The 24,971-nt window shown below is 68.3% G+C and carries 22 protein-coding genes; 10 read left to right on the forward strand and 12 right to left on the reverse strand.

Annotated features, from left to right (window positions below; translation table 11 throughout):
- Positions 1–7: 7 nt before the first annotated feature.
- Complete coding sequence (locus SLNSH_RS07260) at positions 8–1,507, reverse strand: NAD(P)H-hydrate dehydratase (RefSeq protein ID WP_106336012.1); 1,500 nt, start codon at positions 1,505–1,507, stop codon at positions 8–10.
- A 242-nt stretch (positions 1,508–1,749) separates the two neighbouring features.
- Here SLNSH_RS07260 and SLNSH_RS07265 point away from each other — a divergent pair, with 242 nt between their 5' ends.
- Positions 1,750–2,088 (forward strand): P-II family nitrogen regulator, encoded by a 339-nt coding sequence (locus SLNSH_RS07265; RefSeq protein WP_106336013.1) that lies wholly within the window; start codon positions 1,750–1,752, stop codon positions 2,086–2,088.
- A gap of 85 nt (positions 2,089–2,173) precedes the next feature.
- Positions 2,174–3,583: a type I glutamate--ammonia ligase gene (gene glnA / locus SLNSH_RS07270; protein ID WP_106336014.1), complete on the forward strand. Its 1,410-nt coding sequence runs from the start codon at positions 2,174–2,176 to the stop codon at positions 3,581–3,583.
- A 322-nt stretch (positions 3,584–3,905) separates the two neighbouring features.
- Here the strand turns inward: glnA and SLNSH_RS07275 are convergent, their stop codons facing one another.
- Positions 3,906–4,103, reverse strand: a complete 198-nt coding sequence (locus SLNSH_RS07275) for a hypothetical protein (RefSeq protein WP_106336015.1) — start codon at positions 4,101–4,103, stop codon at positions 3,906–3,908.
- Between the two features lie 154 nt (positions 4,104–4,257).
- Here SLNSH_RS07275 and parE point away from each other — a divergent pair, with 154 nt between their 5' ends.
- The 3 genes from parE (at position 4,258) to SLNSH_RS07290 (ending at position 7,394) form a co-directional block, all read left to right on the forward strand.
- Complete coding sequence (gene parE / locus SLNSH_RS07280) at positions 4,258–6,333, forward strand: DNA topoisomerase IV subunit B (RefSeq protein ID WP_106336016.1); 2,076 nt, start codon at positions 4,258–4,260, stop codon at positions 6,331–6,333.
- Between the two features lie 180 nt (positions 6,334–6,513).
- Entirely contained in the window at positions 6,514–7,056 is a 543-nt protein-coding gene (locus tag SLNSH_RS07285; RefSeq protein ID WP_106336017.1) for a cytochrome b, read from the forward strand.
- 71 nt (positions 7,057–7,127) lie between these two features.
- Positions 7,128–7,394 carry a hypothetical protein gene (locus SLNSH_RS07290; protein ID WP_106336018.1) on the forward strand — a complete coding sequence of 89 codons (267 nt, stop codon included), beginning with the start codon at positions 7,128–7,130 and terminating at the stop codon, positions 7,392–7,394.
- Between the two features lie 6 nt (positions 7,395–7,400).
- On the opposite strand, the gene SLNSH_RS07295 is transcribed toward SLNSH_RS07290, so the two are convergent.
- On the reverse strand, positions 7,401–8,105 hold the full coding sequence (locus SLNSH_RS07295; protein ID WP_106336019.1) for an alpha/beta fold hydrolase: 705 nt from the start codon (positions 8,103–8,105) through the stop codon (positions 7,401–7,403).
- Between the two features lie 195 nt (positions 8,106–8,300).
- On the opposite strand from SLNSH_RS07295, the gene SLNSH_RS07300 reads away from it, so the two are divergent.
- Positions 8,301–9,758: a DEAD/DEAH box helicase gene (locus SLNSH_RS07300; RefSeq protein ID WP_106336020.1), complete on the forward strand. Its 1,458-nt coding sequence runs from the start codon at positions 8,301–8,303 to the stop codon at positions 9,756–9,758.
- 82 nt (positions 9,759–9,840) lie between these two features.
- Positions 9,841–10,899 carry a GGDEF domain-containing protein gene (locus tag SLNSH_RS07305; RefSeq protein ID WP_158266709.1) on the forward strand — a complete coding sequence of 353 codons (1,059 nt, stop codon included), beginning with the start codon at positions 9,841–9,843 and terminating at the stop codon, positions 10,897–10,899.
- A 6-nt stretch (positions 10,900–10,905) separates the two neighbouring features.
- Here the strand turns inward: SLNSH_RS07305 and SLNSH_RS07310 are convergent, their stop codons facing one another.
- The 8 genes from SLNSH_RS07310 to SLNSH_RS07345 form a co-directional block, all read right to left on the reverse strand.
- The gene (locus tag SLNSH_RS07310; protein ID WP_210202485.1) at positions 10,906–11,256 is read right to left on the reverse strand and encodes a TfoX/Sxy family protein; all 351 of its coding nucleotides are present in this window, start codon (positions 11,254–11,256) and stop codon (positions 10,906–10,908) included.
- An 8-nt stretch (positions 11,257–11,264) separates the two neighbouring features.
- Complete coding sequence (locus SLNSH_RS07315) at positions 11,265–11,645, reverse strand: HesB/IscA family protein (RefSeq protein ID WP_106336082.1); 381 nt, start codon at positions 11,643–11,645, stop codon at positions 11,265–11,267.
- Between the two features lie 142 nt (positions 11,646–11,787).
- Positions 11,788–12,168, reverse strand: a complete 381-nt coding sequence (locus SLNSH_RS07320; protein WP_106336022.1) for an SUF system Fe-S cluster assembly protein — start codon at positions 12,166–12,168, stop codon at positions 11,788–11,790.
- Between the two features lie 13 nt (positions 12,169–12,181).
- Positions 12,182–13,420 carry a cysteine desulfurase gene (locus SLNSH_RS07325; RefSeq protein WP_106336023.1) on the reverse strand — a complete coding sequence of 413 codons (1,239 nt, stop codon included), beginning with the start codon at positions 13,418–13,420 and terminating at the stop codon, positions 12,182–12,184.
- A 150-nt stretch (positions 13,421–13,570) separates the two neighbouring features.
- Complete coding sequence (gene sufD, locus SLNSH_RS07330) at positions 13,571–14,884, reverse strand: Fe-S cluster assembly protein SufD (protein ID WP_106336024.1); 1,314 nt, start codon at positions 14,882–14,884, stop codon at positions 13,571–13,573.
- Positions 14,885–14,891: 7 nt separating this feature from the next.
- Positions 14,892–15,641 carry a Fe-S cluster assembly ATPase SufC gene (sufC, locus tag SLNSH_RS07335; RefSeq protein ID WP_106336025.1) on the reverse strand — a complete coding sequence of 250 codons (750 nt, stop codon included), beginning with the start codon at positions 15,639–15,641 and terminating at the stop codon, positions 14,892–14,894.
- A gap of 117 nt (positions 15,642–15,758) precedes the next feature.
- A complete protein-coding gene (gene sufB, locus SLNSH_RS07340) occupies positions 15,759–17,228 on the reverse strand; it encodes a Fe-S cluster assembly protein SufB (RefSeq protein WP_106336026.1) in 1,470 nt (489 codons plus the stop codon).
- A gap of 58 nt (positions 17,229–17,286) precedes the next feature.
- On the reverse strand, positions 17,287–18,468 hold the full coding sequence (locus SLNSH_RS07345; protein ID WP_106336027.1) for a cysteine desulfurase family protein: 1,182 nt from the start codon (positions 18,466–18,468) through the stop codon (positions 17,287–17,289).
- 265 nt (positions 18,469–18,733) lie between these two features.
- Here SLNSH_RS07345 and SLNSH_RS07350 point away from each other — a divergent pair, with 265 nt between their 5' ends.
- Positions 18,734–19,384, forward strand: a complete 651-nt coding sequence (locus SLNSH_RS07350) for an alpha/beta hydrolase (protein WP_106336028.1) — start codon at positions 18,734–18,736, stop codon at positions 19,382–19,384.
- A gap of 278 nt (positions 19,385–19,662) precedes the next feature.
- Positions 19,663–20,925: a tyrosine--tRNA ligase gene (gene tyrS, locus SLNSH_RS07355; RefSeq protein WP_106336029.1), complete on the forward strand. Its 1,263-nt coding sequence runs from the start codon at positions 19,663–19,665 to the stop codon at positions 20,923–20,925.
- Between the two features lie 41 nt (positions 20,926–20,966).
- On the opposite strand, the gene SLNSH_RS07360 is transcribed toward tyrS, so the two are convergent.
- A complete protein-coding gene (locus SLNSH_RS07360) occupies positions 20,967–24,263 on the reverse strand; it encodes an AsmA-like C-terminal region-containing protein (protein ID WP_106336030.1) in 3,297 nt (1,098 codons plus the stop codon).
- 235 nt (positions 24,264–24,498) lie between these two features.
- On the opposite strand from SLNSH_RS07360, the gene SLNSH_RS07365 reads away from it, so the two are divergent.
- Positions 24,499–24,969 carry a peroxiredoxin gene (locus SLNSH_RS07365; RefSeq protein ID WP_106336031.1) on the forward strand — a complete coding sequence of 157 codons (471 nt, stop codon included), beginning with the start codon at positions 24,499–24,501 and terminating at the stop codon, positions 24,967–24,969.
- Positions 24,970–24,971 lie beyond the last annotated feature (2 nt).

Raw genomic sequence — 24,971 nt, forward strand, 5'->3', positions numbered from 1 at the left:
GGCGCCCTCAGGCGCCCTGGCCGGCGAAATATTCCCGCAGCACGGCGGGCAACGCCTCGGAGAGGTCCTCAGCGATCAGCCCCGGCCCGATCCGCGCGCCGGCCTCGGCGTGTAGCCACACCGCCGCGCAGGCGGCCTCGTAGGCCGGGACGGACTGGGCCAGCAGCCCCGCCGTCATGCCGGTCAGGCTGTCGCCGGACCCGGCCGTGCCAAGCCAGGGCGTCCCGTTGGCGTTGATCGCCGCCCGCCCGTCCGGCGCGGCGACCACGGTGTCGGGCCCCTTCAGCACCACCACGACCCCCAGCGCCGCGGCGGCCGCGCGCGCGGCGGCGAGCTTCGACTCCGCCTCCCCGATGTCCGCCCGGCCCCGACACAACCGGGCGAACTCGCCCGTGTGCGGCGTGACCACCACGCCGCGCTCCGGGCGTTCGCCGACGAGCCCGGCCAAGGCGTCGGCCTCGCCCTCGAAGCTCGTCAACGCGTCCGCGTCCAGCACGACATGCGCGCCCGAGCGGAGCGCCGTCGCCACGCGCTCCCGCGTCTCGGCCCCGACGCCGAGCGCCGGCCCCAGCGCCACGGCGTTGCGCCGGCGGTCGGCCAGCAAAGCCGCGAGATCCGCCGGCGTGTCCGCCCGCCGCACCATCACGGCCGTGAGCGCGGCCGCATGGACCGCCAGCGCGTCCGATGGCGACGCCACCGTCACCAGTCCAGCTCCGATACGCAGCGCGCATCGCGCGGCGAGCCGCGGCGCCCCCGTCGCCTCTACGCCGCCTGACACAACCAGGGCGTGGCCGCGGCCGTATTTGTGACCCTCCTCGTCCGGCGCCCGGAAGGCGTCTCCGAACACGGATGGGCCGTTGCGACGCGTCTGCGGCCTGATCGCTTCGAGGACGCTCTCGGGAATGCCGATGTCCGCCACGCGCACCGGCCCGCAAAGGCGTCGCCCGGGATACAGGAGGTGCCCCGGCTTGAGCCGGAAAAACGTCACCGTTTCGCTGGCGCGCACCGCCGCGCCGCGGACGCGGCCCGTGTCGCCGTCCAGGCCGGACGGCACGTCCACCGCCACGACCGGCGTTCCCGAGGCATTGATGCGCTCCACCGCGGCGAGCGCCTCCCCGTCGAGGTCGCGCGCCAGCCCGGCCCCGAACAGCGCGTCGACGACCACGTCGGCCGCAGCGGGCTGCGCCTCCGTGAGCGGTCGCGCGGCCCCGCTCCATCGCGCCGCGGCCTGCGCGGCGTCGCCCTTCAGGGCGTCCCGTGAGCCGAGCAGGAACAGTTCGACACGGTAGCCCCGGGCCGCCAGCACGCGCGCCGCGACGAAGCCGTCGCCGCCGTTGTTGCCGGGCCCGCATACGACCATCGCCCGCGCTCCGGCCGGACGCCTGCGGCACACGGCGTCGGCCACGGCCGCGCCGGCCCGGTCCATCAGCGCGGGCCCGCTCGCGCCGCCCGCCATGGCGAGCCGGTCCGCCTCGGCCATCTCGCGCGTGGTCAGGACCTCGTCCATTGCGCTGCTCCGTCGATCGCCGCACAAAACATGTGCAATTGCCTTCGCGGCAGGCATAGTGTCGCCAAGCTGGGCGCCAGGCGCCCGAAAACGGCCCGGCTTGCCTGCCCAACCATCAGCAGAGTGGGCCTGAAAGGCCAGCCCTGCCAAGTTCCCGGTGGCGTGTCCGGCATGGTTTCTGCTAAGAGCCGCATTGCATCCCGAAGGGCCGCGTCCCCTGTCACCGAGGATCCGGGTCACCGATGAAAAAGATCGAAGCGATCATCAAGCCGTTCAAGCTCGACGACGTGAAAGAAGCGCTCCAGGAGGTCGGCCTCCAGGGCATCACGGTCACGGAAGCGAAGGGCTTCGGCCGGCAGAAGGGGCACACGGAGCTCTACCGCGGGGCCGAGTACGTGGTCGACTTCCTTCCCAAGGTGAAGATCGAGATCGTGCTGCCCGACGACATGGTGGACAGCGCCGTCGAGGCGATCCGCAAGGCCGCCCAGACCGGCCGCATCGGCGATGGCAAGATTTTTGTTTCCCCGGTCGAGGGGGCGATCCGCATCCGGACCGGCGAGACCGGCCTGGACGCGATCTGACCGCCTTTCGACACCCCGCCGCCCCTCACCTGCCGACCCCGCTTCGCAAGACGATCCGTCTCGCATTCTGAAGAGGAATTGACTGATGAAGACCGCCAAGGATGTCCTGAAGGCGATCAAGGACAACGACGTCAAGTACGTCGACTTCCGGTTCACCGACCCGCGCGGCAAGTGGCAGCACGTCACCTTCGACGTTTCGATGGTGGACGAGGACATCTTCGCCGAGGGCACGATGTTCGACGGCTCCTCGATCGCCGGCTGGAAGGCGATCAACGAGTCCGACATGACGCTGATGCCGGACCCGGCCACCGCCCAGATGGACCCCTTCTTCGCGGCCTCGACCATGTCGATCGTCTGCGACGTGCTGGAGCCCACCACCGGCGAGCCCTATCCGCGTGACCCGCGCGGCATCGCCAAGAAGGCCGAGGCCTATCTGCAGTCGACCGGCATCGGCGACACCGTGTTTGTCGGCCCCGAGGCCGAGTTCTTCGTGTTCGACGACGTGCGTTTCTCGTCCGAGCCCTACAACACGAGCTTCAAGCTCGACTCCATCGAGCTGCCGACCAACGCCGACACGGAGTACGAGGGCGGCAACCTCGGCCACCGCATCGCCACCAAGGGCGGCTACTTCCCGGTTCCCCCGCAGGACAGCGCCCAGGACATGCGCGGCGAGATGCTGGCGGCCATGGCGGCCATGGGCGTCAAGGTCGAGAAGCACCACCACGAAGTCGCTTCGGCCCAGCACGAGCTCGGCATGAAGTTCGACACGCTGACGCTGATGGCCGACCAGATGCAGGTCTACAAGTACTGCATCCACAACGTGGCCCAGAGCTACGGCAAGACGGCCACTTTCATGCCGAAGCCGATCTTCGGCGACAACGGCTCGGGCATGCACGTGCACCTTTCCATCTGGAAGGGCGGCAAGCCGATGTTCGCCGGCAACAAGTACGCCGACCTGTCGCAGGAGTGCCTGTACTTCATCGGCGGCGTCATCAAGCACGCCAAGGCGCTGAACGCCTTCACCAACCCGTCGACCAACTCCTACAAGCGCCTGGTCCCGGGCTATGAGGCTCCGGTTCTGCTGGCCTACTCGGCCCGCAACCGCTCGGCATCCTGCCGCATCCCCTACACGTCTTCGCCCAAGGCGAAGCGCGTCGAGGTGCGCTTCCCCGACCCGATGGCGAACCCCTATCTCGCTTTCGCGGCCCTGACGATGGCCGGCCTGGACGGCATCCAGAACAAGATCGACCCGGGCGCCGCGATGGACAAGGATCTCTACGACCTGCCCCCGCGCGAGCTGAAGAAGATCCCGACCGTCTGCGGCTCGCTGCGCGAGGCCCTCGCCAACCTGGACAAGGACCGCAGCTTCCTCAAGGCCGGCGGCGTCTTCAACGACGACTTCATCGACAGCTACATCGAGCTGAAGATGCAGGACGTCATGAAGTTCGAGATGACCCCGCACCCGGTCGAGTTCTCGATGTACTACTCCTACTGAGCCTGCCGGCTTTCAGGAGCTTTTGGGCCGGGCGAACGGGCGACCGTTCTCCCGAGCCAACGACGGGGCGCCCTTGCGGCGCCCCGTTCTTTTAGGGGCTTGCGACCGCAATGCACGTCCCCTCCGCCTCACCTCCGTGCGCAAGCCGGAGAACAACAATGCGTGCCTGAAGGCCTCAAACGTCCTTGCGAGGAGCCCGCAGGGCGACGAAGCAATCCAGGGGATTGGGCCCCATCCCGACCACAACGGAAAAGCGGGCGCGCATTGCCCCTGGATTGCTTCGTCGCTGCGCTTCTCGCAAGGACGGGGGAGTTGCCGCGCCTCAGGCGGCCAGGCGCCGGAAAAGCCAGCCCGCCAGAAGGGCCACGGAGCCGAGCGCGCCGAGGGCGATGCGACGCTCATGCGTGGGCCGGCGACGCGGCTCGAAGCCGGCCGCGGCCTCATCGAAGGCGAAAGCGCCCCCCGCCACGGCGGCGACATGGTCGAGGGATACGGAACGGAAACGCGCAGGCTTGCTCATGAGGCGAAGCCTAGCGGGGGCTGGTTAACGCCAGTATGACGGCGCTCAAGGCGGCGCTCATGACAGTGGATGGACGTTTCCGGTCCGTTCCGCTGGCGCCCGTTGGCGTGGCATACTAAGAGCGCGGCGAATCAGTTTGAGGTTGCGATCCGGCATGGCGAACACAGGCGATCTTTTCGGCGGCGGCGCGGCGCGCAAGCTCCCCGACGGCGAGGCGAAGCCTGAGGCGAAGTCCGCCCGCAAGCCGGACCTGGCGGCCGTGCCCGGCGGCGGCACCCCCGGGGAGGCCGGCTACACCGCCGCCTCGATCGAAGTGCTTGAGGGCCTGGAGCCCGTCCGGCGGCGCCCCGGCATGTATATCGGCGGCACGGACGAGAAAGCTTTGCATCACCTCTTCGCCGAGGTGATCGACAACTCCATGGACGAGGCCGTCGCCGGCCACGCCACCTTCATCGAGGTGTCCCTGGCCGAAGACGGCACGCTGACGGTGACCGACAACGGCCGCGGCATTCCGGTCGACCCGCATCCGAAGTTCCCCGGCAAGTCCGCGCTCGAGGTCATCATGACCACGCTGCACGCCGGCGGAAAGTTCGACTCCAAGGTCTACGAGACTTCTGGCGGCCTCCACGGCGTCGGCATCTCGGTGGTGAACGCATTGTCGGACCGCCTCGACGTCGAGGTCGCCCGCAACCAGCAGCTCTTCCGCCAGAGCTTCTCGCGCGGCCACGCGCTGGGTCCTGTCGAGAAGATCGGCGAGGTCCGCAACCGCCGCGGCACGAAGGTCAGCTTCCACCCGGATGCGGAGATTTTTGGCGCCGAGGCCCGGTTCTCGCCACGCCGCATCTTCAAGATGGCCCGCTCCAAGGCCTACCTGTTCGGCGGCGTCGAGATCCGCTGGGCCTGCGCCCCGGCCTTGCTGGAAGGCGTCGACAATGTCCCGCCGGAGGCGGTTTTCCGCTTCCCCGCCGGCCTCAAGGACTATCTGGCGCGCGAGATCGAGGGCAAGGAGACCGTCACCGAGCAGATCTTCGCCGGCAAGGTGGAGAAGCCCGGCGGCCACGGATCGCTCGAATGGGCCGTGAGCTGGCTTGGCCCGGGCGAGGACGGCTTCGTCAACTCCTATTGCAACACCATCCCGACGCCCGAGGGCGGCACCCACGAGTCCGGCCTGCGCATCGCCCTGCTGCGCGCCCTGAAGGACCACGCCGACCGCGTCGGCCAGACCAAGCGCGCCGCGACGCTGACCACGGACGACGTCATGGCGTCCTGCGCGGCCATGCTGTCCGTGTTCATTCGCGAGCCGGAGTTCCAGGGCCAGACCAAGGACAAGCTGGCGACGCTGGAGGCCTCCCGCATCGTCGAGAACGCGGTGCGTGACGCCTTCGACCATTGGCTCGCCGCTTCCCCCAGCCAGGCCACCAAGTTGCTCGACTGGAGCGTGGAGCGGGCCGAGGAGCGCATCCGTCGCCGGGCCGAGAAGGAGATCCTGCGCAAGACGCCGGTGCGCAAGCTCCGGCTGCCCGGCAAGCTCGCGGACTGCACCGCGGCCGGCGCGGCCGGCTCGGAGCTCTTCATCGTGGAAGGCGACTCGGCCGGCGGCTCCGCCAAGCAGGCCCGCGACCGCAAGACCCAGGCCGTCCTGCCCCTGCGCGGCAAGATCCTGAACGTGGCCTCGGCCGGCCGCGACAAGCTCGCCCAGAACCAGCAGCTCTCGGACCTCGTCCAGGCGCTCGGCTGCGGCTCGGGGTCCCACTTCAAGGAGGACGACCTTCGCTACGAGAAGGTCATCATCATGACGGACGCCGACGTGGACGGCGCCCATATCGCCTCGCTGCTGATCACCTTCTTCTACCGGCAGACGCCCAAGCTGGTCGACAACGGCCACCTCTACCTCGCGGTGCCGCCCCTCTACCGCCTCAGCCACGGCGGCAGGACCGTCTACGCCCGCGACGACGCCCACAAGGCCGAGCTGATGCGCACCGCCTTCAAGGGCAAGGCGAATGTCGAGATCGGCCGCTTCAAAGGCCTGGGCGAGATGATGCCGGGCCAGTTGAAGGAAACCACCATGGATCCGTCCAAGCGCACGCTCCTGCAGGTGCGCGTCGTCGGCGAGGACAGGCCCGTGACGTCGGATACGGTCGAGCGACTCATGGGCAACAAGCCCGAGGCTCGATTCGCCTTCATCCAGGAGCGCGCAGCGTTCGCCACCGAACTGGTGGACTTCGACTAGGCCCCAGGGCCGAGGCCGGGGAACATCCGGCCCCGCCCCGCGTCTCATCCGCGACGCGAGGCTGGGACAATTCATTCCCCCGTAAGGCTGCGGTCATGCTGCAGCGCATACAAGCCTTGTGCGTTAGCCAAGGACCTCCCGCACACAGGCGGGAGGCCGGCGTTCCTGACGGAGGCGAATATGGAGACCCGGACGGGCCCCATCGATCATTACGACGCGGTTTCGCGCTTCTTTCATTGGACCATGGCCAGCCTGATCGTGGTCGTGTTCATCATGGGGCTCACGGTCGACACGCTGCCCAAGAGCTTCGAGCGGACCTACGTGAACCTGCACATGGTGCTGGGGATCCTCATCACCGCGTTCTATCTGGCTCGGCTCGGCTGGCGTTGGAACCACAAGCCGCCGCCCGCCGATCCCACCCTCGGCCGCTTCGTGGACGCGACCTCCCGCCTGGGCCACATCGGCCTCTGGGCGCTCATGCTGGTCGTCCCGCTCATCGGCGTGGCCGTGATCTTCTTCCGCGGCCGGGGGATCGACTTCTACCTCTTCCAGGTCTCTTCGCCCTTCGAGGCCAACCGCGCCGTGGCGCGGCCCATGAAGGAGGCGCATGAGCTCGCCGCCTACGCGCTGGTTGGGCTGGCCGCCCTGCACGCCGTCGCCGCGCTCTGGCACCACTTCGTCCGCCGAGACAATGTCCTGCGGCGCATGCTGCCGGCGACCTGACGGCGACCTTTCAACGCATTTTTAACCATGCTGGGAGATCCTCCAGCGGCGCTCAAGCTGGAGGAAAACCCATGGGATCGATGCTCGGGGCCGGCGGCGGCCGCCTTTTCGCCGCCCTGACCTTGTTCGGCGTTGTGCTCACGGTCGGCTCGGTCAGCGCCGTGCAGTATCTCGCAGCCAATGTCGCGCCGCCTGCGGCCCAGTTCGCGCAGGGCCGAACGGTCAAGCAGTCGATCGCGAGCCTCAAATCCGTGCTGGATCCGATGAGCACCGGCTCAGTGAGCCGCATTGCGACGCCCGTCGTGCTCGATCCCTGCACCGGCGCGCGGAAGAACTGAAGGCGCTCAGGCGCCTGACCGGCCCAGCCAAGCCGCCAAAGCCTCGCTGACCAACTCGGGTTGCTCCAGGCTCGAGAGATGCCCCGCCTCCGGCACGATGACCAGTTCGGCTCCCGGAATGGCGTCCTTCATCTCCTGGGACGTTTCGAGCGGCATCAACAGGTCCTGCTCGCTCGTCAGCACCAGGGTCGGCGCCGAGATCGCGCCGAGAAATGGACGCGAATCCATGCGGCCTATGCAGGCCCGCTGCTGACGGGCGAACGCTTCCGGCCCCACCGCCATCGCCATGCGCCGCACCACGCTCTCAAGATCCGCGTCCCCTCGCCGCTCCGGGTGCACCAGCGTCGGCCACATCGCGCTGTGCACCGCCTCGAAACGTCCCGCCTCGGCCATGGCCATCAGTCGCAGGCGGCGCTGGGTCCCCTCGTCCGTGTCCGGGCGGGCGTTCGTGTTCAGCAGCGCCAGAGCCGCCACCCGCCGGGGCGCCAGCCTCATGACTTCGAGCGCGAGATAGCCGCCCATGGACAACCCCGCCAGCGCGAACTGAGGAGGGGCCGAGGCCAGCAGCCGCCCCGCCATGGCGGCCACCGTGGCGTCCGACACGGTGTCGGCGAACAACACCTTGCGCTCGCTCTCGAAGCGCTCCGCCTGGCGCGAAAAGAGCTCCGCGGTGCAGTTCAGGCCAGGCGCAAAGACCAAGGGAACGGTCATACTCGGAACAATCCTTGGTTTTCAGCGTCATTTCAGCGGGGTCGGACCGTTTAGCGAATTGACTTGATTCGAAATAGCTCTATGTATCGCCCATCCTTTGCGGGGCGGCCGGCCCTTGACGACGCGCGTCTCCCGGCTCCGCACCCCTTCAACGCGCAACAGCGTCGATCGCCGCGCCGTGAGGCGGCCTGAAGAATGAACTTCTCTGATCTTGGCCTGAGTGAAAAGGTTCTCGAAGCGGTCACCGCTTCCGGGTACACGCAGCCCACGCCCATCCAGGCGGAGGCGATCCCCCACGCCCTCGCCCGACGCGACGTGCTCGGCATCGCCCAGACCGGCACGGGCAAGACGGCGGCCTTCACGCTGCCGATGCTGACCCTGCTGGAGCAGGGCCGCGCCCGCGCCCGCATGCCTCGCACCCTGATCCTGGAGCCGACGCGGGAGCTCGCCGCTCAGGTCGAGGAGTCCTTCACGAAGTACGGCGCCAACCAGCGCCTGAACGTCGCCCTGCTCATCGGCGGCGTTTCCTTCGGCGACCAGGACGCCAAGATCACCCGCGGCGTCGACGTGCTGATCGCGACGCCCGGCCGCCTGCTCGACCATTTCGAGCGCGGCAAGCTGCTGCTCACGGGCATCGAGATCCTCGTCATCGACGAGGCCGACCGCATGCTCGACATGGGCTTCATCCCCGACATCGAGCGCATCTGCCGCATGGTGCCCTTCACCCGGCAGACGCTGTTCTTCTCGGCCACCATGCCGCCCGAGATCCAGCGGCTCACCGAGACGTTCCTGCACAATCCGGCCAAGGTGGAGGTCGCCCGCCAGGCGTCCACCGCGACCACCATCACCCAGCGCCTGGTCGGCGCCGGCGCGGAGCCTCACGAGAAGCGCGAGGCGCTCCGCAACCTCATCCGGCAGCAGCCCGAGTTCAAGAACGCGATCATCTTCTGCAACCGCAAGCGGGACGTGCAGACGGTGTACCGCTCATTGCAGCGTCACGGCTTCAACGTCGCTGCGCTTCACGGGGACCTCGACCAGCGCGCCCGCATGGCCGCGCTCGACTCCTTCCGCAACGGCTCGACGCAACTGCTGGTGGCCAGCGACGTGGCTGCCCGCGGCCTCGATATTCCGGACGTCAGCCACGTCTTCAACTACGACGTGCCCCATCACGCCGAGGACTATGTCCACCGCATCGGCCGTACGGGTCGCGCCGGCAAGAAGGGCGTGGCGATCACCGTCGTGACTTCTGACGACAAGAAGAGCCTGGCCGCGATCGAGCAGATGATCGGCGCCTCGATTGAGTGGCAAGGCGAACTCCCGCCGCAGGGCGAAGGCGATGGCGAGCGCCGTCGCCGCGCCGGCGGACGCCGCGGCGGCCGCGATGGGGGTCGGGGTCGTTCCCATGACGGGCAGGCCGAAACCCGGCGTTCGGAAACCGAGTCACCGTCACCGGCCCGCGCGGCGGGCTCTCGCGACCGGCAGCAATCGCATGAGCGCCGCGACCGTGGCCCGCGTCCCGCAGCAGGCGAGGCGCCTCGCCCCGAGCGGCAGGCCCGCGCGCCCCAGCGCCGGCCGGAGCCCGAGGAGCCCCCGGTCATTGGTCTGGGCGATCACGTTCCGTCCTTCCTGCTCCGCTCGGTCAAGCGGACCTGACGAACGGCCAGGAAGGCGCGATTAGCCTTCCCTTAATCCGGTTGTGCAACTCTCAGTCCAGTTGAGGATGGGAGCCTGCCTCATGGTTGCAAGAACTGCCGACGACACAGCCGCGACGAGGCTGGCCGGCGAAGCCATGCGGCACATCGAGGCGCATGGCCCCTCCCCCATCCCGCGCGCCTACGAGGTGTGGTACACGCACGTCGCCGGCCGCAATCCCATGCTTAGCAAGGCGCTCGCCACCGAGTTGGCGGAGGGCGAACGCCTGGACGCCGGCGCGATCGACCGGCTCTATGACCAGTTCCTGTCGCCCAACCGCATGGCCGCGCAGGCGGAGAAGGCCAGCCTCGGCGTGATCGCCGAGATCGACTCGGTCATGAGCACGATCGATGAGGCGCTCGGGTCCACGACGCGCTACGGCGACAGCCTCAAGGAAATCTCCGATGACCTCGCGGTCAGCGTCGACCGCGACCTGATTCGCGACGTCGTGGCCCGCCTCGTGGCCGCCACCCGCGATACCGCCGCCGCCAACCGGGCGCTCGAGACCCGTCTCAAGGAAACGCGCAGCGAGGTGCAGGACCTGCGCCAGGCGCTCGAGTCGATCCGGACGGAGAACCTCACGGACCCGCTCACCACGATCGCCAACCGCAAGCACCTGGACAACACGCTGATCGCGGCCATCGATCACGCGGCGCTGAGCGGCGAGCCGCTGACGCTACTCATGATCGACGTCGATCACTTCAAGGATTTCAACGACACCTGGGGCCACCTGACCGGGGACCAGGTGCTCCGTCTCGTCGCCATGTCGATGAAGGGCGCCGTTCGTCCCACCGACACGGCGGCCCGCTTTGGCGGCGAGGAGTTCGCAATCATCCTGCCCCAGTCTTCGCTCCAGTCCGGTTCCCTCGTGGCGGAGCGTATCCGGCAGACGGTGATGAGCCGCGAGTTGGTCAAGCGCTCCACGGGCGAGGCCCTGGGCCGGATCACCGTTTCGATCGGAGCCGCCGCGTTCCGCGCCGGCGACAACGCAATGATGCTGATCGAGCGCGCCGACCGCTGCCTCTTGCAGGCCAAGCGCGCCGGGCGCAACAAAACTGTCCTCGAAACCGAGGTGGAGCAGGACTTCTCGGACGTGGCCTGACGCCGATCAGGCCTTCACGCGTCGTGAGGTCTTCGCCTTGCGGGCAGCGGCGCGCAGCGCCGCCGAGCGCGCCAGACCGTACCATTGGACCAGGACCTCCGGGTCGTCATGGGCTGCTTCCGGCAGTTGCCGGTAGCCAATCGCCTGAATCCGGCCTTTGACCTCATAACGAAAGGGCTCCAGGCCCTCGGCTTCGAACAGCGGCGCCGTTTCGGGATCGCACTTCAGGTAGATGACGCCCTTCAGCAAGAGGGCCACCATGAGTCCGCCGTCGAACACGCCATGGCCGCCGAACATGCGGCGAACCTCGACCCGGGCGGCTGGGGCGAACAGATCCTCGAGATCCGCCCTATCCACGGACAGGCTCAGGCGCCCGCGGACGCGAGTTGTTCAGGGTTGGCTGGCGTCAGCGCGACCGACTCGCCGCAACCGCACGCCGAGGTCTGGTTGGGGTTCTCGAAAACGAACTGCGACGACAGCTTGGTCACCCGGAAGTCCATGACGGTTCCGAGCAGGAACAGCACGGCCTTGGGGTCGACCAGCACCGTGACGCCCTTGTCCTCGACCACTTCGTCTCCGGGCCGGATGCTGTCGGCGTACTCGATGGTGTAAGACATGCCGGCGCAGCCGCCATTGCGCACGCCGACGCGCACGCCCACGATCGGCGTCTCGGAATTCTCGATGATCTCCTTCACCCGAGCCGCGGCGGCGTCGGTCAGGTTCATCACCTTGAGCTTGGGAAGCATTCCCATCGGGGGTCCTCTCCTCGCTGCCGGGTTCAAGGCCCGGGCAGGATCAGATGCTAAGCCCTAATGTAGCGTGCACGAGCGCCCGTTTAAACCCACGGGCGCGCGGAGCGTTCATGCGAAAGGGCAAGCGCCGGGGCGCTCACCACATGTCCAGCGCGACGCGAGCCTCGTCGGACATGCGGCTTTGATCCCACGGCGGATCGAAAACCATGTTGACCTTGACCGACTGCACGCCCGGCACGGACGCCACGGCGTTCTCCACCCAGCCCGGCATCTCGCCGGCCACCGGGCAGCCCGGCGCGGTCAGGGTCATGTCGATGGAGACGTTGCGGTCGTCGTCCAGGTCTACCTTGTAGACGAGGCCGAGTTCGTAGATGTCCGCCGGAATTTCCGGGTCGTAGACGGTCTTCAGCGCCGCCACGATCTCGTCCGTCAGGCGGTCGATTTCTTCCGGCGGGAGCGCCGTGGGCGCGTCGATGGCCGGCTTGTTGGGGGCGACGACGTCGGTTGCTTCACTCATCGCGGGGGCTTTCTCATCCGAAGAGAGCTTCGGCCTTTTGCAGGGCCTCGGCAAGACGGTCGATCTCCTCGACCGTGTTATAGAACGCGAACGACGCCCGGCAGGTCGACGTGACGCCGAAACGCGCCAGCAACGGCTGGGCGCAGTGCGTCCCGGCCCGCACGGCCACGCCGGAGCGGTCGATCACGGTGGCGACGTCATGGGCGTGCGCGCCCTTGAGCTCGAACGACACGATGGCGCCGCGGTCCCGAGCCCGCCCGAAGATCCGCAGCGAGTTCATGGCCCCGAGGCGCTCCAGGGCGTAGTCCCGGAGCTTGTTCTCCTGCGCCAGGATGGCGTCGCGGCCGATGGAGGTCATGTAGTCGACGGCGGCGCCCAGCCCGATGGCTTGGACGATCGGCGGCGTGCCCGCCTCGAACCGGTGCGGCGGATCCCCGTAAGTCACCCAGTCTTCGGTGACGTCCTTGATCATCTCACCGCCGCCGTTGAAGGGCGGCAGCTTCTCCAGCCACTCGCGCTTGCCGTACAGCACGCCGATGCCCGTCGGGCCGTAGACCTTGTGGCCGGTCAGGACATAGAAGTCGGCGTCCAGCGCCTGCACGTCCACCGGCAGGTGGACCGCGCCCTGGCTGCCGTCCACCATCACGGGGATGCCGCGCTCGTGGGCGATGCGGATGATCTCCCGGATCGGCGTGATGGTGCCCAGCATGTTGGACATGTGGGTGATCGCCACGATGCGGGTGCGCTCTGTCAGGAGCTTGTCGAACTCCTCCAGCAGGAAGTTGCCGTCGTCGTCCACCGGCGAGAACTTCAGCACCGCGCCCTTGCGCTCGCGCAGGAAATGCCAGGGGACGATGTTGGAGTGGTGCTCCATGATGGACACCACGATCTCGTCCCCCTCCCCGACCGCAAGCTGGCCGAAGCTCGCGGCGACGAGGTTGATCGCCTCCGTGGCCGAGCGGGTGAAGATGATCTCGTCCGTGGAGCCCGCGTTCAGGAAGGCGCGGACCTTCTCGCGCGCATCCTCGAAGGCTTCGGTGGCGGCGTTGGCGAGGAAGTGCAGCCCGCGGTGCACGTTCGCGTATTCATGCTCGTAGGCATGGACCATGCGCTCGATCACCTGCCGCGGCTTCTGGGCCGAGGCGGCGTTGTCGAGATACACGAGCGGCTTGCCATAGACCTCCTTGGAGAGGATCGGGAAATCCGCCCGGATCGCCGCGAGATCGAAGGGTCGTGCGGGAGCTGCGGTCATTGTGGTCACCAATCTGCCGCCAGGCGGCATCAATCACCGTCATTGCGAGCGGAGCGAAGCAATCCAGGGGGACTGTCCAGCGATCCTGGATTGCTTCGTCGCTCCGCTCCTCGCAATGACAGCTCACTGCTTTTCGATGGATCCCGCGCCTTACAGGCGCGCCCGGAGCCAGGCCTCGACGACGCCTTCCAGCACGTCCCGGATGCTCTCGTCCTCCACCTTCTCGAGCGCCTCGCCCACGAAGGCCTGCAGCATGAGCGCCTCGGCGTCCGGCTTCGGCAAGCCGCGGGCGCGCAGGTAGAACAGCAGGTCGTCGTCCAACTGGCCGCAGGTCGCGCCGTGAGCACACACCACGTCGTCGGCGAAGATCTCGAGCTCAGGCTTGTTGTTCATGGTGGCGTTGTCGCCCAGCAGCACGGCCTGGCTCATCATCTGGCCATCCGTTTTCTGAGCGTGCGGCTCCACGATGATCTTGCCCTGGAACACGCCCGTGGCCTCGCCGTCGAGCACGTGCTTGTAGAGCTCGCGGCTCTCGCAGTGCGGCACGGCGTGGTTCACCACCAGGGTGGTGTCCGCGTGCTGGCGACCCTTGAGCAGCGCACCGCCGTTCAGCGACACGCGGGAGTTCTCGCCGGCGAAGGTCACGAAGATCTGGTGTCGGGTCAGCGCCGGAGCGGTGACGAGAGCGAAGCTCGTGAAGGCGCAGTCAGCCCCGAGCTTCACGCCCAACGTCGACAGGTCGACCGCGCCGCCTCCGTCCGCATTGAGGCGAACATGCTGCACCGTCGCCTTGTCGCCGGTAATGACCTCGACAACCGTGTTGTCCTGATGGCCGACGCCCGCGGGGCCTTCGTGGGTCTCGGCCAAGGTCAGGCTCGCGCCCTCCTCGACGACGAGCAGCACGCGCGTGAATGCGGCGCGCGCCTGCGAACCCGTGCGGACGAAGCGCACGACGAGCGGCCTTTCCAGCTGGGTCCCGGCCGCCACCCGCAGGATGACGCCGTCCGTCATCAGCGCGGCGTTGAGCGCCAGCACGGCGTCATCGGCCTGGGCCGCCTGGCCCACCTGAGCCGCCAGCGCATGGCCCGTTCCAAGAGCGCCGGCGAGGCCCACGGCCTGGACGCCGGCGGGCATGCCGTGCAGGTCCGACAGGGACGGTTCGAACATGCCGTCCACGATCGCCAGCGCCGGGCCAAGCCCGGCGAAGGGCGCCGCCTTGGTCCGGACTTCGCCCAGCACAGCGGCCGAAGGCGCGTCCGCGAGCGGAGCGGCCTCACGCAGGCTGGCGCGCAGGTCGGTGTACTTCCAGGCCTCGACGCGGCGATGCGGCAGGCCCGCCTTTGCGAAGGCGTCATAGGCCTGCTGCCGCGGCTCGGCTGCGCCGGGCAGGCGCGCCTTCACGGCGGGGAACAGGTCGAGCAGCTGCGTTTCCGCAGCGGTCCGCATGGGGGTCACTTGCGCCATGGCCGCCTCACGCCGCCTGCGAGCGATAGTCGGCGTAGCCGTTGGCCTCGAGCTCGAGCGCCAGCTCCTTGCCGCCCGACTTCACGACCCGGCCATTGGCCATCACGTGCACGGTGTCCGGGACGATGTAGTTCAGCAGGCGCTGGTAGTGGGTGATCACCAGGAAGGAGCGCTTCGGGTCGCGCAGCGCGTTCACGCCGTCCGCGGCGATCTTGAGCGCGTCGATGTCGAGGCCGGAATCGGTTTCGTCCAGGATGCAGAAGCGCGGCTCCAGGAGCGCCATCTGCAGAATCTCCATGCGCTTCTTCTCGCCGCCGGAGAAGCCGACGTTCAGGGCGCGCTTGAGCATGTCCTGCGGGATGTGGAGGCGCTCGGCCCCGGCGCGGACCTTCTTCATGAACTCCGGCGTGGAGAGCTCGCCCTCCCCGCGCGCCTTGCGCTGGGCGTTCAGGGCCGCCTTCAGGAAGGTCATGGTGGCGACGCCCGGGATCTCCAGCGGATACTGGAAGGCCAGGAACACGCCTGCGGCGGCGCGCGCATCGGGCTCCATCTCCAGCAGGTTCTGCCCGTCGAGCAGGATCTCGCCGTCGAGGACCTCGTAGTCCTCCTTGCCGGCGATGACGTAGCTCAGGGTCGACTTGCCGGAGCCGTTCGGCCCCATGATGGCGGCGACCTCGCCGTCGTTCACAGTGAGGCTGAGGCCGTTGAGGATCTTCTTGTCCTCGATCTGGACATGGAGGTTGCGGATTTCGAGCATGGGATCAGTCCTGGATTTCGTTGTCCGTCAGGCCCGGCCTGACCGGGCGTCCGGGCTTCGACGCCGCTGCGGAGGCCGTGGACGGCCGGGCAAGCCCGGCCATGACGCGGGATGGGGTTAGCCGACCGAGCCTTCCAGCGAGATCGAGATGAGCTTCTGCGCCTCCACGGCGAACTCCATGGGGAGCTGCTGGAGCACATCCTTCACGAAGCCGTTGACGATCAGCGCCGTGGCCTCCTCTTCCGAGAGGCCGCGCTGCTGGCAGTAGAACAGCTGGTCTTCGGAGATCTTGGAGGTGGTCGCCTCGTGCTCGAAGATCGCGCTGGCGTTCTTAGACTCGATGTAGGGCACCGTGTGCGCGCCGCACTTGTCGCCGATCAGCAGCGAATCGCAGTTCGTGAAGTTGCGCGCGCCCGAGGCCTTGCGGTGGGCCGACACGAGACCCCGGTACGTGTTCTGCGAGAACCCGGCCGAGATGCCCTTGGAGATGATCCGGCTCGTCGTGTTCTTGCCGAGGTGGATCATCTTGGTGCCGCTGTCCACCTGCTGGTAGCCGTTCGATACCGCGATCGAGTAGAACTCGCCGCGCGAGCCGTCGCCGCGCAGGATGCAGGACGGGTACTTCCAGGTGATGGCTGAGCCGGTCTCCACCTGCGTCCACGAGATCTTCGCGTTCTTGCCGCGGCAGTCGCCGCGCTTGGTCACGAAGTTGTAGACGCCGCCCTTGCCCTCGCTGTCGCCGGGGTACCAGTTCTGGACGGTCGAGTACTTGATCTCGGCGTCATCGAGCGCGATCAGCTCGACCACGGCCGCATGCAGCTGGTTCTCGTCGCGCTGGGGCGCCGTGCAGCCCTCGAGGTAGCTCACATAGGAGCCCTTGTCGGCGATGATCAGCGTGCGCTCGAACTGGCCGGTGTTCTTCTCATTGATGCGGAAATAGGTCGACAGCTCCATCGGGCAGCGAACGCCCGGCGGCACGTAGACGAAGGACCCGTCCGTGAACACGGCCGAGTTCAGGGTCGCATAGAAGTTGTCCGTGACCGGCACCACCGAGCCGAGGTACTGGCGCACCAGATCCGGGTGCTCGCGGATGGCCTCGGAGATCGAGCAGAAGATCACGCCGGCCTTCTTCAGCTCCTCCTTGAAGGTCGTCACCACGGAGACGCTGTCGAACACCGCGTCCACGGCGACCTTCGAGGTCTGCACGCCGGCCAGGATCTCCTGCTCCCGCAGCGGGATGCCGAGCTTCTTGTAGGTCTCGAGGATCGCCGGATCGACCTCGTCGAGCGACTGCGGTCCCGCCTTCTTCTTCGGCGCGGCGTAGTAGTACAGGTCCTGGAAGTCGATCGGCGGGTACTCGACGCGGGCCCAGGTGGGCTCCTGCATGGTCAGCCAGCGCCGGAAGGCGTCCAGGCGCCACTCGGTCATCCACTCGGGATCGCCCTTCCGGGCCGAGATGAAGCGGACGATGTCCTCGTTCAGGCCCTTGGGGGCCTTGTCCACCTCGATGTCGGTGATGAAACCGTACTTGTACTGGTCCACATCGATCGAGCGGACCTGCTCGACGGTCTCCTGCACGGCAGGCATTTCTGGCTCCTTCCTCGACGGCTTCAAGGGCCGGGGGGTTGGGGGTGGGAAGTCTCTGCTAGGCTGCTGCGCGACCCAGCCGCTTATGTAGTGTTTTTCTGAGTTTTTCGAAGGCCCCGAGGAAGCGGATCACGTCAGCTTCCTCGGTAGACCAGCCGAGGCTGACCCTGATTGCGCCGGAGCAAAGGTCCGGCGAGACGCCCATGGCCTCGAGCACGTGCGAACGCTTCACCTTGCCTGACGAGCAGGCGGACCCCGATGACAGCGCCACGCCTTCGAGGTCGAACGCGATCAGCGCCGTCTCGGCCCTGAGGCCGGGCAGCGCGAACAGGGTCGTGTTGGGCAGCCGCTCCACGGCCCCGCCGAAGATGACGGCCTCGGGCGCAATCGTCAGCAGTTCGATTTCCAGCCGGTCCCGCAGCGCGCGGATGCGTCCGCGCTCCGCTTCGCCAGCCTCCCGGGTGGCCTTGGCCGCCGCGCCGAATCCGGCGACGCCGGGCCCATTCTCCGTGCCGGCCCGGGCGCCGCGCTCCTGGCCGCCCCCACGCAGAACGCGGTCGGCGATATGGAGGCCGCCGCTCACCACGAGGGCGCCGACGCCCTGCGGCCCGCCGATCTTGTGCGCCGACAGGGCGACCAGGTCCGCGCCGCTCGCCGCAACCGAGAAGCCGGTTTTGCCGAGCGCCTGCACGGCGTCGCAATGCAGCACGCCGTCGTGGACGTGAACGAGATCCGCCGCCGCCCGCACCGGCTGCACGACGCCGGTCTCGTTGTTGGCGGCCTGGACCGACGCCATGACCCGCTCGCCGGCCGTGGTCGCGGTAGCGAGGCGCTGCCCCAGCCAGGCCAGGTCCACGACGCCGTCCGCCGTCACCGGAATGCGCTCGATGCGGTCCGACGGGAAGCGCGCGCCTTCGAGCACGCAGGGATGCTCCACCGCCGTCGTCAGCAGCCGGTCCAGAACCTGCCGCTCGCCGCAGCGCTCGACGAAAGGCGTCAGCGCCAGGACATTGGCTTCGGTGCCGCCGCTCGTGAACACGATCCGCGATGCGGCGCAGCCGGCCAGCGCGGCCACTTCCTCCCGCGCCGCCTCGATGCGGCCGCGGGCCGCCCGCCCCTCGGCGTGCACGGACGAGGCGTTGCCGCCCGCATCCAGGGCCGCGAGCATGGCCTCGCGCGCCTCGGGACGCAGGTCCGAGGTGGCGTTATGGTCCAGGTAGCTGCGCGGCGGGCGCGACATTGGGGGACAGACCTTGTTTCCCGCTTCGCCAAACGCCATCTCTGAGCGGCAGCAAAGGCTTGCAACCGACCCCGGCGCTTGTGCTAAAAGCGGCGCTCCCACAGTGGAACGGCGGCGACGGGCGGGTCCGTTCACCTTTGTTCCACTGTTAGAATAATTCTAACAGAAATTGTGGGCCGACAGCGCCTCGGAGTCAAGCCGAGGCGAGGCGGGCGATGAGCCCGGGCTGCGGCCTTTTCAACGTCAAAGCTGAGGTCGAGAGCCCATGCCCGAGGTCATCTTCAACGGTCCCGCCGGCCGTATCGAAGGCCGCTATCACCCGTCGAAGACGAAGGGCGCGCCCATCGCCATCGTGCTCCACCCGCATCCGCAGTTCGGCGGCACGATGAACAACCAGATCGTGTACGCCCTCTACTACGGCTTCGTGGAGCGTGGCTTCTCGGCGCTGCGCTTCAACTTCCGCGGGGTCGGCCGCAGCCAGGGCAGCTTCGACCACGGCCAGGGCGAGCTCTCCGACGCCGCCGCGGCGCTCGACTGGGCCCAGGCCATCAACCCGGAGGCGCGCGCCTGCTGGATCGCCGGCATCTCCTTCGGCGCCTGGATCGGCATGCAGCTGCTTATGCGCCGCCCGGAGATCGAGGGCTTCATCTCCATCGCGGCCCCGGCCAACCGCTTCGACTTCTCCTTCCTGGCCCCCTGCCCGTCCTCCGGGCTGTTCGTTCACGGCTCCCAGGATCGGGTGGCGCCCATCAAGGACGTCATGAGCGTGATCGAGAAGGTGAAGACCCAGAAGGGCATCCAGATCGAGCACCAGACGGTGGAAGGCGCCAACCACTTCTTCGAGAACAAGACCGAGGAACTGATGCAGGTCGTCGGGACCTACCTCGACAAGAGGCTCGGCCCGAAGGAGGGCTGAGGGAGGCGCGAAAGCGCGCCCTCATCCTCGACAGCCCACCCCCAGCCGGCATCCCCCGCGCAGCGGGTCGGGAAGGGGATCCAGGGGAATGGGGCGGCCTCCGGCGGCAAAATGCGCGCTGTCCCTGGATCCCCTTCCCCTCCGCGGCTCCGCCGCTCCGGACGGGGATCACGCGCCGAGATTGAGGCAAGCAGCCGGCCGCTCGGGCCAGCGGCGACTTCCCCGCCTTGCGTCCCCGCCCCTCTCCCCCTAAACCTCCGCGCGCGAGAGGTTTCCCCATGTCCGACGATTTCAAGCCCCAGTCCGAATTCCTGCGCACGCTCCTGGAGCGCGGCTACGTGCACCAGTGCTCGGATTACGCCGGCCTCGACGCGCTGGCGGCGAAGGGCGAAGTCACGGCCTACGTGGGATACGACTGCACGGCGCCGTCGCTCCATGTCGGCAGCCTCATCTCGATCATGATGCTGCACTGGCTGCAGCAGAGCGGCAACAAGCCGATCCCGCTGATGGGCGGGGGCACCACGCGAGTCGGCGACCCGTCCGGCCGCGACGAGACCCGCAAGCTGCTCACGCCCGAGCAGATCGAGGACAACAAGAACGGCATCAAGCGCGTGTTCTCGCGCTTCCTCCGGTTCGGCGACGGCAAGACCGACGCCGTGATGATCGATAACGCCGAGTGGCTGACCAAGCTGAACTACATCGACTTCCTGCGCGATGTGGGCCGGCACTTCTCGGTCAACCGAATGCTGTCGATGGACAGCGTGCGCATGCGCCTGGAGCGCGAGCAGGAGCTCTCCTTCATCGAGTTCAACTACATGTGCCTGCAGGGCTACGATTTCGTCGAGCTCAACCGCCGCCACGGCGTGAACCTGCAGATGGGCGGCTCCGACCAGTGGGGCAATATCGTCACCGGCATCGACCTCGGCCGCCGGATGGGCACGCCCCAGCTCTACGCCCTCACCTGCCCGCTTCTGACGACATCCTCCGGCGCCAAGATGGGCAAGACGGCCTCAGGCGCCGTCTGGCTCAACGAGGAGCAGCTCTCGGCCTACGACTACTGGCAGTTCTGGCGCAACACGGAGGACGCCGACGTCGGCCGCTTCCTGAAGCTCTACACCACGCTGCCGCTGGACGAGGCCGCCCGACTGCAGGCGCTGGGCGGCGCGGAGATCAACGAGGCCAAGAAGGTGCTGGCCACGGAAGCGACCGCGCTCATGCACGGCCGCGACAAGGCCGAGCAGGCGGCGGAAACCGCCCGCCGCACCTTCGAGGAAGGCGCGGCCGCGGAGACCCTGCCCTCCTTCGAAGTGGACCGCGCCGAGCTCGCCGCCGGCATCGGCGTGCTCACGGCGTTCGTGCGCGCCGGCCTCGTGCCCTCGACGGGCGAGGCCCGCCGGCAGGTCAAGGGCGGCGGCCTGAAGGTCAACGATGCCGCCGTCACGGACGAGCGCATGAGCCTCACTGAGGCCGACCTCAACGCCGATGGCGCGGTGAAGCTCTCCTTCGGCCGCAAAAAGCACATGCTGCTGCGGGCCCGCTGAGGCGAACACTCTCCTTCCAGGGAGCGGGAGCGACCCGATCCCTACCGTTCCGGGGTCGGCGCGGGCGGCGCCGGCGTCGAGCCTGTCCCCGCGCTCGGCCCGATCACCCCGAAGAACTTGCGCAGGAACCCGGGCGCCACCGCTGACAGCGGGTTGATGGCCACCGTGGGCTGGCTCGCCTTGCCCGAGATGCGGAAATTGACCGCGAACAGGCCCTCGTGCTGACCGCCGCCCAGAATCGGGCCGACGATCGGCACCTGGTTGAAGATATTGTTCAGCCCGTAGGCCGGCACGAAGGTGCCCGAGAAGTCCGCCTTGTCGACGCGGAAGTCCATGTAGCCCTCGAGCGTGCCGCCGACCGACTGCCCCCACATGGTGGCGTCGCGGATCGCCAGGCGCCCGCCGCCCACAGTGAAGCCGGATTTCAGCTTGGTGAAGGCGACGTTGTTCTGCTGGTTCGGGGCGGCGCTCCGGGCCAGGGCCGGCTCGTTCTGCAGCACGAAGTGGTTCACTACCAGGGTGCCGCTCATCACGGGAGCGGCGCCCGTGATCTGCACCAGCATGGCACCGCCCTGCATGCGGCGGTAGATGTCGAAGAAGCGGAAGAAGGCGCCCGCGTTGGCGCTCTCCACCACGATCCCCAGTCGTCCGCTCTCATCGCGGGCCAGCTGGCCAGACACCGGGGCCCCCGCGAAGCGGCCCGAGAGGCGGAAATCCCGGAACTCGCCGGCCCGGATGCCCATGCGGCCGTCCACGCCCGTGATGGTCTCGCCGTTGAGGCCCTGGATGGCGTTCACCTTAAGGTCGAGGTCGAAGTCGCCCGGGCTCGCCATGGGGCTCGCGCCCGGTGACATCAGCGCCTTCAGCACCGGCCGCGCGTCGACCGAGGAGCCGCGCAGCGTGACGCGGGACGACGCGCCCTGGCGCTCGAGGTCCACCCGCATGTCATCGCCGGCCGACAGCCTCAGGGACGACAGTCGCGCCGCCGCGATCGATCCATCCGCCCCGATGCGCAGCTGTCCCTTGGCTGAGACTGGCCCGCCTCCGTCCAGCGTGAACTCGTCGAGCGTGCTGCCCTCAGCGTCCGTGTCGAGCCGGAAGGAGGCCTTCGCCGCCTTGCCGGGCGTCTTCACCCAGCCAGGCAGCAGGTCGATGATGTTGGCGCGCGTGAGGTCCAGGTCCACGCGGGGGGTAGGCTTCGGCCCGCCGATGTCCTTCACGCTGATCTTGGCCTCGACCGGCCCGACCACCTGGGGCAGCTTGATGCCTCTCCGCGCCCGGGCGGCGTCGTCCAGCGTGACGCTGACAAGAGCCTCGGCGAGCGGGGCGCCGGTTGGCTGCCGCAGCTCGAAACTGGCCGGGCTGCCGCCGATCTTGCCGTCGCCCTTGAGCAGAAGCCCGGAGCGGTCGTTCGTGAGCGCGAGCGTGCCGTTGTCCAGGCGCTCCTTCCCGAAGATGTTCTCGGCCGAGAACCCGGTGGCGCCGCCCTGGAGTTGGACCACGACATCGTTCGGGCCCAGTTGCGGCTGCAAGGGGAAGCTCACCTTCGCGCTCAGATCCACGTGCCCCTTCACGATCGCCTGGTCGCTGATGGGCGGCACGTAGGGCTTCAGCGCTTCGGAACGGGCCACGGCCATCGCCGCTTCCGCCGTGCCCGAAGCGTCGAAGCTGACCTTGGCGTTGGCCGGATGCTGGGACGTGTCCGCCACCTCGTAGCGGCCGTTGCTGAGCACGATCGGCTGTCCGGCTCCGCCGGCCGCCAAGGCTCGCCGAACGTCCACCACGACGGTGCGGCCCGTGACCTTCCCCACCGCCTCGACCTCGCTCAGGAGCGGCAAGCCAGGCGCGGGCCGCATCACGCCGCCCGTCACCGTGGTTTCGAGCGCTACTGCCTCCGCCGGCACGGGCCTCTTCGCCAAGGCGTCGGCCAGAACCGCGGGAGACATGCTGGTCGTGTAGCGGAAGGCCTGCACGGCCCCGTCCTGCAGCGATTGCACCATGTAGCTGCGGACGTCGGGCACGATGAAGCTCGGCCAGAAAGCCAGCACGGAGCGCACCGACATGCGGGTCGTCGTGGCCACGTCCAGCTTCAAACCCTCGAAGCCGTCGGCTCGCCCCACCGTCCCGCTCATCTGGAGGCCGACGCCGGGGCCGCTGACGGCGAAGCGGTCCACGATGAGGCCGCCGAGCCCGATGGGTATGCGCCCCTGCAGCACGGCCTGGTCGATCGGGACCGGCTTGTCCTTGGGCCCCTCGCCCGCCAGCGTTCCGTGCTGGCTGGTCAGGTTCACCTGCCAGAAATCCCCCGCGGCCGTGGGCGGCGTCACCGAGCCGGAGATCTCGAAGCGCGTATCGCCCGCGCTCACGTCGAAATGCCGGACCGCCAGGGCATGGCGCCCGGAGTCCCAGCCGATGTCGCCCTTGATCTGGTCGACGAAGAGGGGCTCCGCGTCCGGATCGTCGAACAGCACCATGGCCTGGCCGCCGGTGATGCGGCCGTCGGCGTTGGTGACCGCGTTGTCCGGCCCCAGGGTCAGACGAAGCCGGGCGTCGATCGGCATGTCCGTGGTGACCGGGATCGTCCCGGGCTCCGCGATGCCAAGGAGGTCGGACACGGCCAGGTTGTCGGTGTCCAGCCCGATGGTGCGCTCGCCCCCCTTGCGGCCCGCGAACGCGATGGCCGCCGACCAGGGGCCGGAGGGCCCATTGGCGGCGAGACTCAGCCGGCTTTCCGAGCCCGCGCCCTTGGCGTAGCTGAGCGCCAGGCGATCATAGACGAGCGTGAGCCCCCGCCGACGATCGTTGATCCGCAGGCGCCCGTCCCGTACGCCCCCACGCTCCAGCACGCCGAGCGGTCCCATCTGGTCGGAGAGGGCGTCCAGGAGGGAGGCCGGGCCGAAGCTCGTATCCGTCGGCTGGACGGGACCTGCCGCCTCGGGCGCATCCGAGCCCGTCGCAGAGATCGAGACCGAGCCATCCGGGTCGATGGTGAGGGCGACGGCGAGCCCGACGAAGTCGATGTGCCGCGGCACCAGGCGCCCGAACGCGAGGGAGGTCACATCGAAGCCGATCTCAGCCTGGGGCGCGGCGACGACAAGGTTGCCCTTGGCGTCGCGAATGGTGACCCCCGAGACCGCCAGGAGGGGCGTGTCGCCCCACTCGAGCTGCGCATGTTGGACGTCGACGTCGTAGCCGTTGCCGAACTGCTGCTCCAGGGCGGATGAAACCCGCTCCGCAAAGCTGTCGAACGAGAGCGGCCCCTGCTTCAGCCGGTACGCCGCGCCGCCGACAGCGAGCGCCGCCAGCAGCGCCAGGGCCCCCAGGCTTCCCAGGACCACCGCGAACGCGCGCCAACGCCGGCTCCTGCGAGGACGCGCCCGCACGCACGAGCGCGCGCGCCGGCCGGACCGCGCCAAGCGGCGAGCGATGGGGCTTCCCTCGACAGCCATGCCGGATCGTCGCGCCTGTGCTCTCTCGTCGTGGTTCACAGCAAATGAGGCGGCCCGGGATCATCCGAGCCGCCCCTGCCCGCGTAGGGTAAGAGTCATGCCGATTCGTCGAAAGGAAGGCGACATGTCAAAAAAGATACAGGTGGGGATGCCGGCGCCGGAGTTCGCCCTGCCCCGGGATGGCGGCGGCTCGATCTCCCTGGCCAACATGAAGGGCAGAAAGGTGGTCCTTTATTTCTATCCCAAGGACGACACCTCCGGCTGCACCAAGGAGGCGATCGCGTTCAACGGCCTGCGGGACCAGTTCGCGGCGGCGGGCGCCGAAATCGTCGGGGTCTCGGCCGACAGCGTGGCCAGCCACGACAAGTTCAAGGCCAAATACGAGGTTGGCTTTCCGCTCGCCTCGGACGAGGCGAAAGCGATGCTGGACGATTATGGCGTGTGGGTCGAGAAGAGCATGTACGGGCGCAAGTACATGGGAATCGAGCGGACGACCGTTCTGGTCGATGCGGCAGGCAAGGTCGCCAGGGTCTGGGAGAAGGTGAAGGTTCCAGGGCACGCAGAAGAGGTGCTCGCGGCTGTCCAGGCGCTCTGACT

Origin of the sequence: Alsobacter soli (assembly GCF_003004785.1) — a bacterium.
GTDB lineage: Bacteria > Pseudomonadota > Alphaproteobacteria > Rhizobiales > Beijerinckiaceae > Alsobacter > Alsobacter soli.

Excerpts from the sequence above, each read along its gene's own strand:
- SLNSH_RS07260 (WP_106336012.1), bottom strand. The coding sequence starts at position 1,507 with ATGGACGAGGTCCTGACCACGCGCGAGATGGCCGAGGCGGACCGGCTC.
- SLNSH_RS07265 (WP_106336013.1), top strand. The coding sequence starts at position 1,750 with ATGAAAAAGATCGAAGCGATCATCAAGCCGTTCAAGCTCGACGACGTG.
- glnA (WP_106336014.1), top strand. The coding sequence starts at position 2,174 with ATGAAGACCGCCAAGGATGTCCTGAAGGCGATCAAGGACAACGACGTC.
- SLNSH_RS07275 (WP_106336015.1), bottom strand. The coding sequence starts at position 4,103 with ATGAGCAAGCCTGCGCGTTTCCGTTCCGTATCCCTCGACCATGTCGCC.
- parE (WP_106336016.1), top strand. The coding sequence starts at position 4,258 with ATGGCGAACACAGGCGATCTTTTCGGCGGCGGCGCGGCGCGCAAGCTC.
- SLNSH_RS07285 (WP_106336017.1), top strand. The coding sequence starts at position 6,514 with ATGGAGACCCGGACGGGCCCCATCGATCATTACGACGCGGTTTCGCGC.
- SLNSH_RS07290 (WP_106336018.1), top strand. The coding sequence starts at position 7,128 with ATGGGATCGATGCTCGGGGCCGGCGGCGGCCGCCTTTTCGCCGCCCTG.
- SLNSH_RS07295 (WP_106336019.1), bottom strand. The coding sequence starts at position 8,105 with ATGACCGTTCCCTTGGTCTTTGCGCCTGGCCTGAACTGCACCGCGGAG.
- SLNSH_RS07300 (WP_106336020.1), top strand. The coding sequence starts at position 8,301 with ATGAACTTCTCTGATCTTGGCCTGAGTGAAAAGGTTCTCGAAGCGGTC.
- SLNSH_RS07305 (WP_158266709.1), top strand. The coding sequence starts at position 9,841 with ATGGTTGCAAGAACTGCCGACGACACAGCCGCGACGAGGCTGGCCGGC.
- SLNSH_RS07315 (WP_106336082.1), bottom strand. The coding sequence starts at position 11,645 with ATGCTTCCCAAGCTCAAGGTGATGAACCTGACCGACGCCGCCGCGGCT.
- SLNSH_RS07320 (WP_106336022.1), bottom strand. The coding sequence starts at position 12,168 with ATGAGTGAAGCAACCGACGTCGTCGCCCCCAACAAGCCGGCCATCGAC.
- SLNSH_RS07325 (WP_106336023.1), bottom strand. The coding sequence starts at position 13,420 with ATGACCGCAGCTCCCGCACGACCCTTCGATCTCGCGGCGATCCGGGCG.
- sufD (WP_106336024.1), bottom strand. The coding sequence starts at position 14,884 with ATGGCGCAAGTGACCCCCATGCGGACCGCTGCGGAAACGCAGCTGCTC.
- sufC (WP_106336025.1), bottom strand. The coding sequence starts at position 15,641 with ATGCTCGAAATCCGCAACCTCCATGTCCAGATCGAGGACAAGAAGATC.
- sufB (WP_106336026.1), bottom strand. The coding sequence starts at position 17,228 with ATGCCTGCCGTGCAGGAGACCGTCGAGCAGGTCCGCTCGATCGATGTG.
- SLNSH_RS07345 (WP_106336027.1), bottom strand. The coding sequence starts at position 18,468 with ATGTCGCGCCCGCCGCGCAGCTACCTGGACCATAACGCCACCTCGGAC.
- SLNSH_RS07350 (WP_106336028.1), top strand. The coding sequence starts at position 18,734 with ATGCCCGAGGTCATCTTCAACGGTCCCGCCGGCCGTATCGAAGGCCGC.
- tyrS (WP_106336029.1), top strand. The coding sequence starts at position 19,663 with ATGTCCGACGATTTCAAGCCCCAGTCCGAATTCCTGCGCACGCTCCTG.
- SLNSH_RS07365 (WP_106336031.1), top strand. The coding sequence starts at position 24,499 with ATGTCAAAAAAGATACAGGTGGGGATGCCGGCGCCGGAGTTCGCCCTG.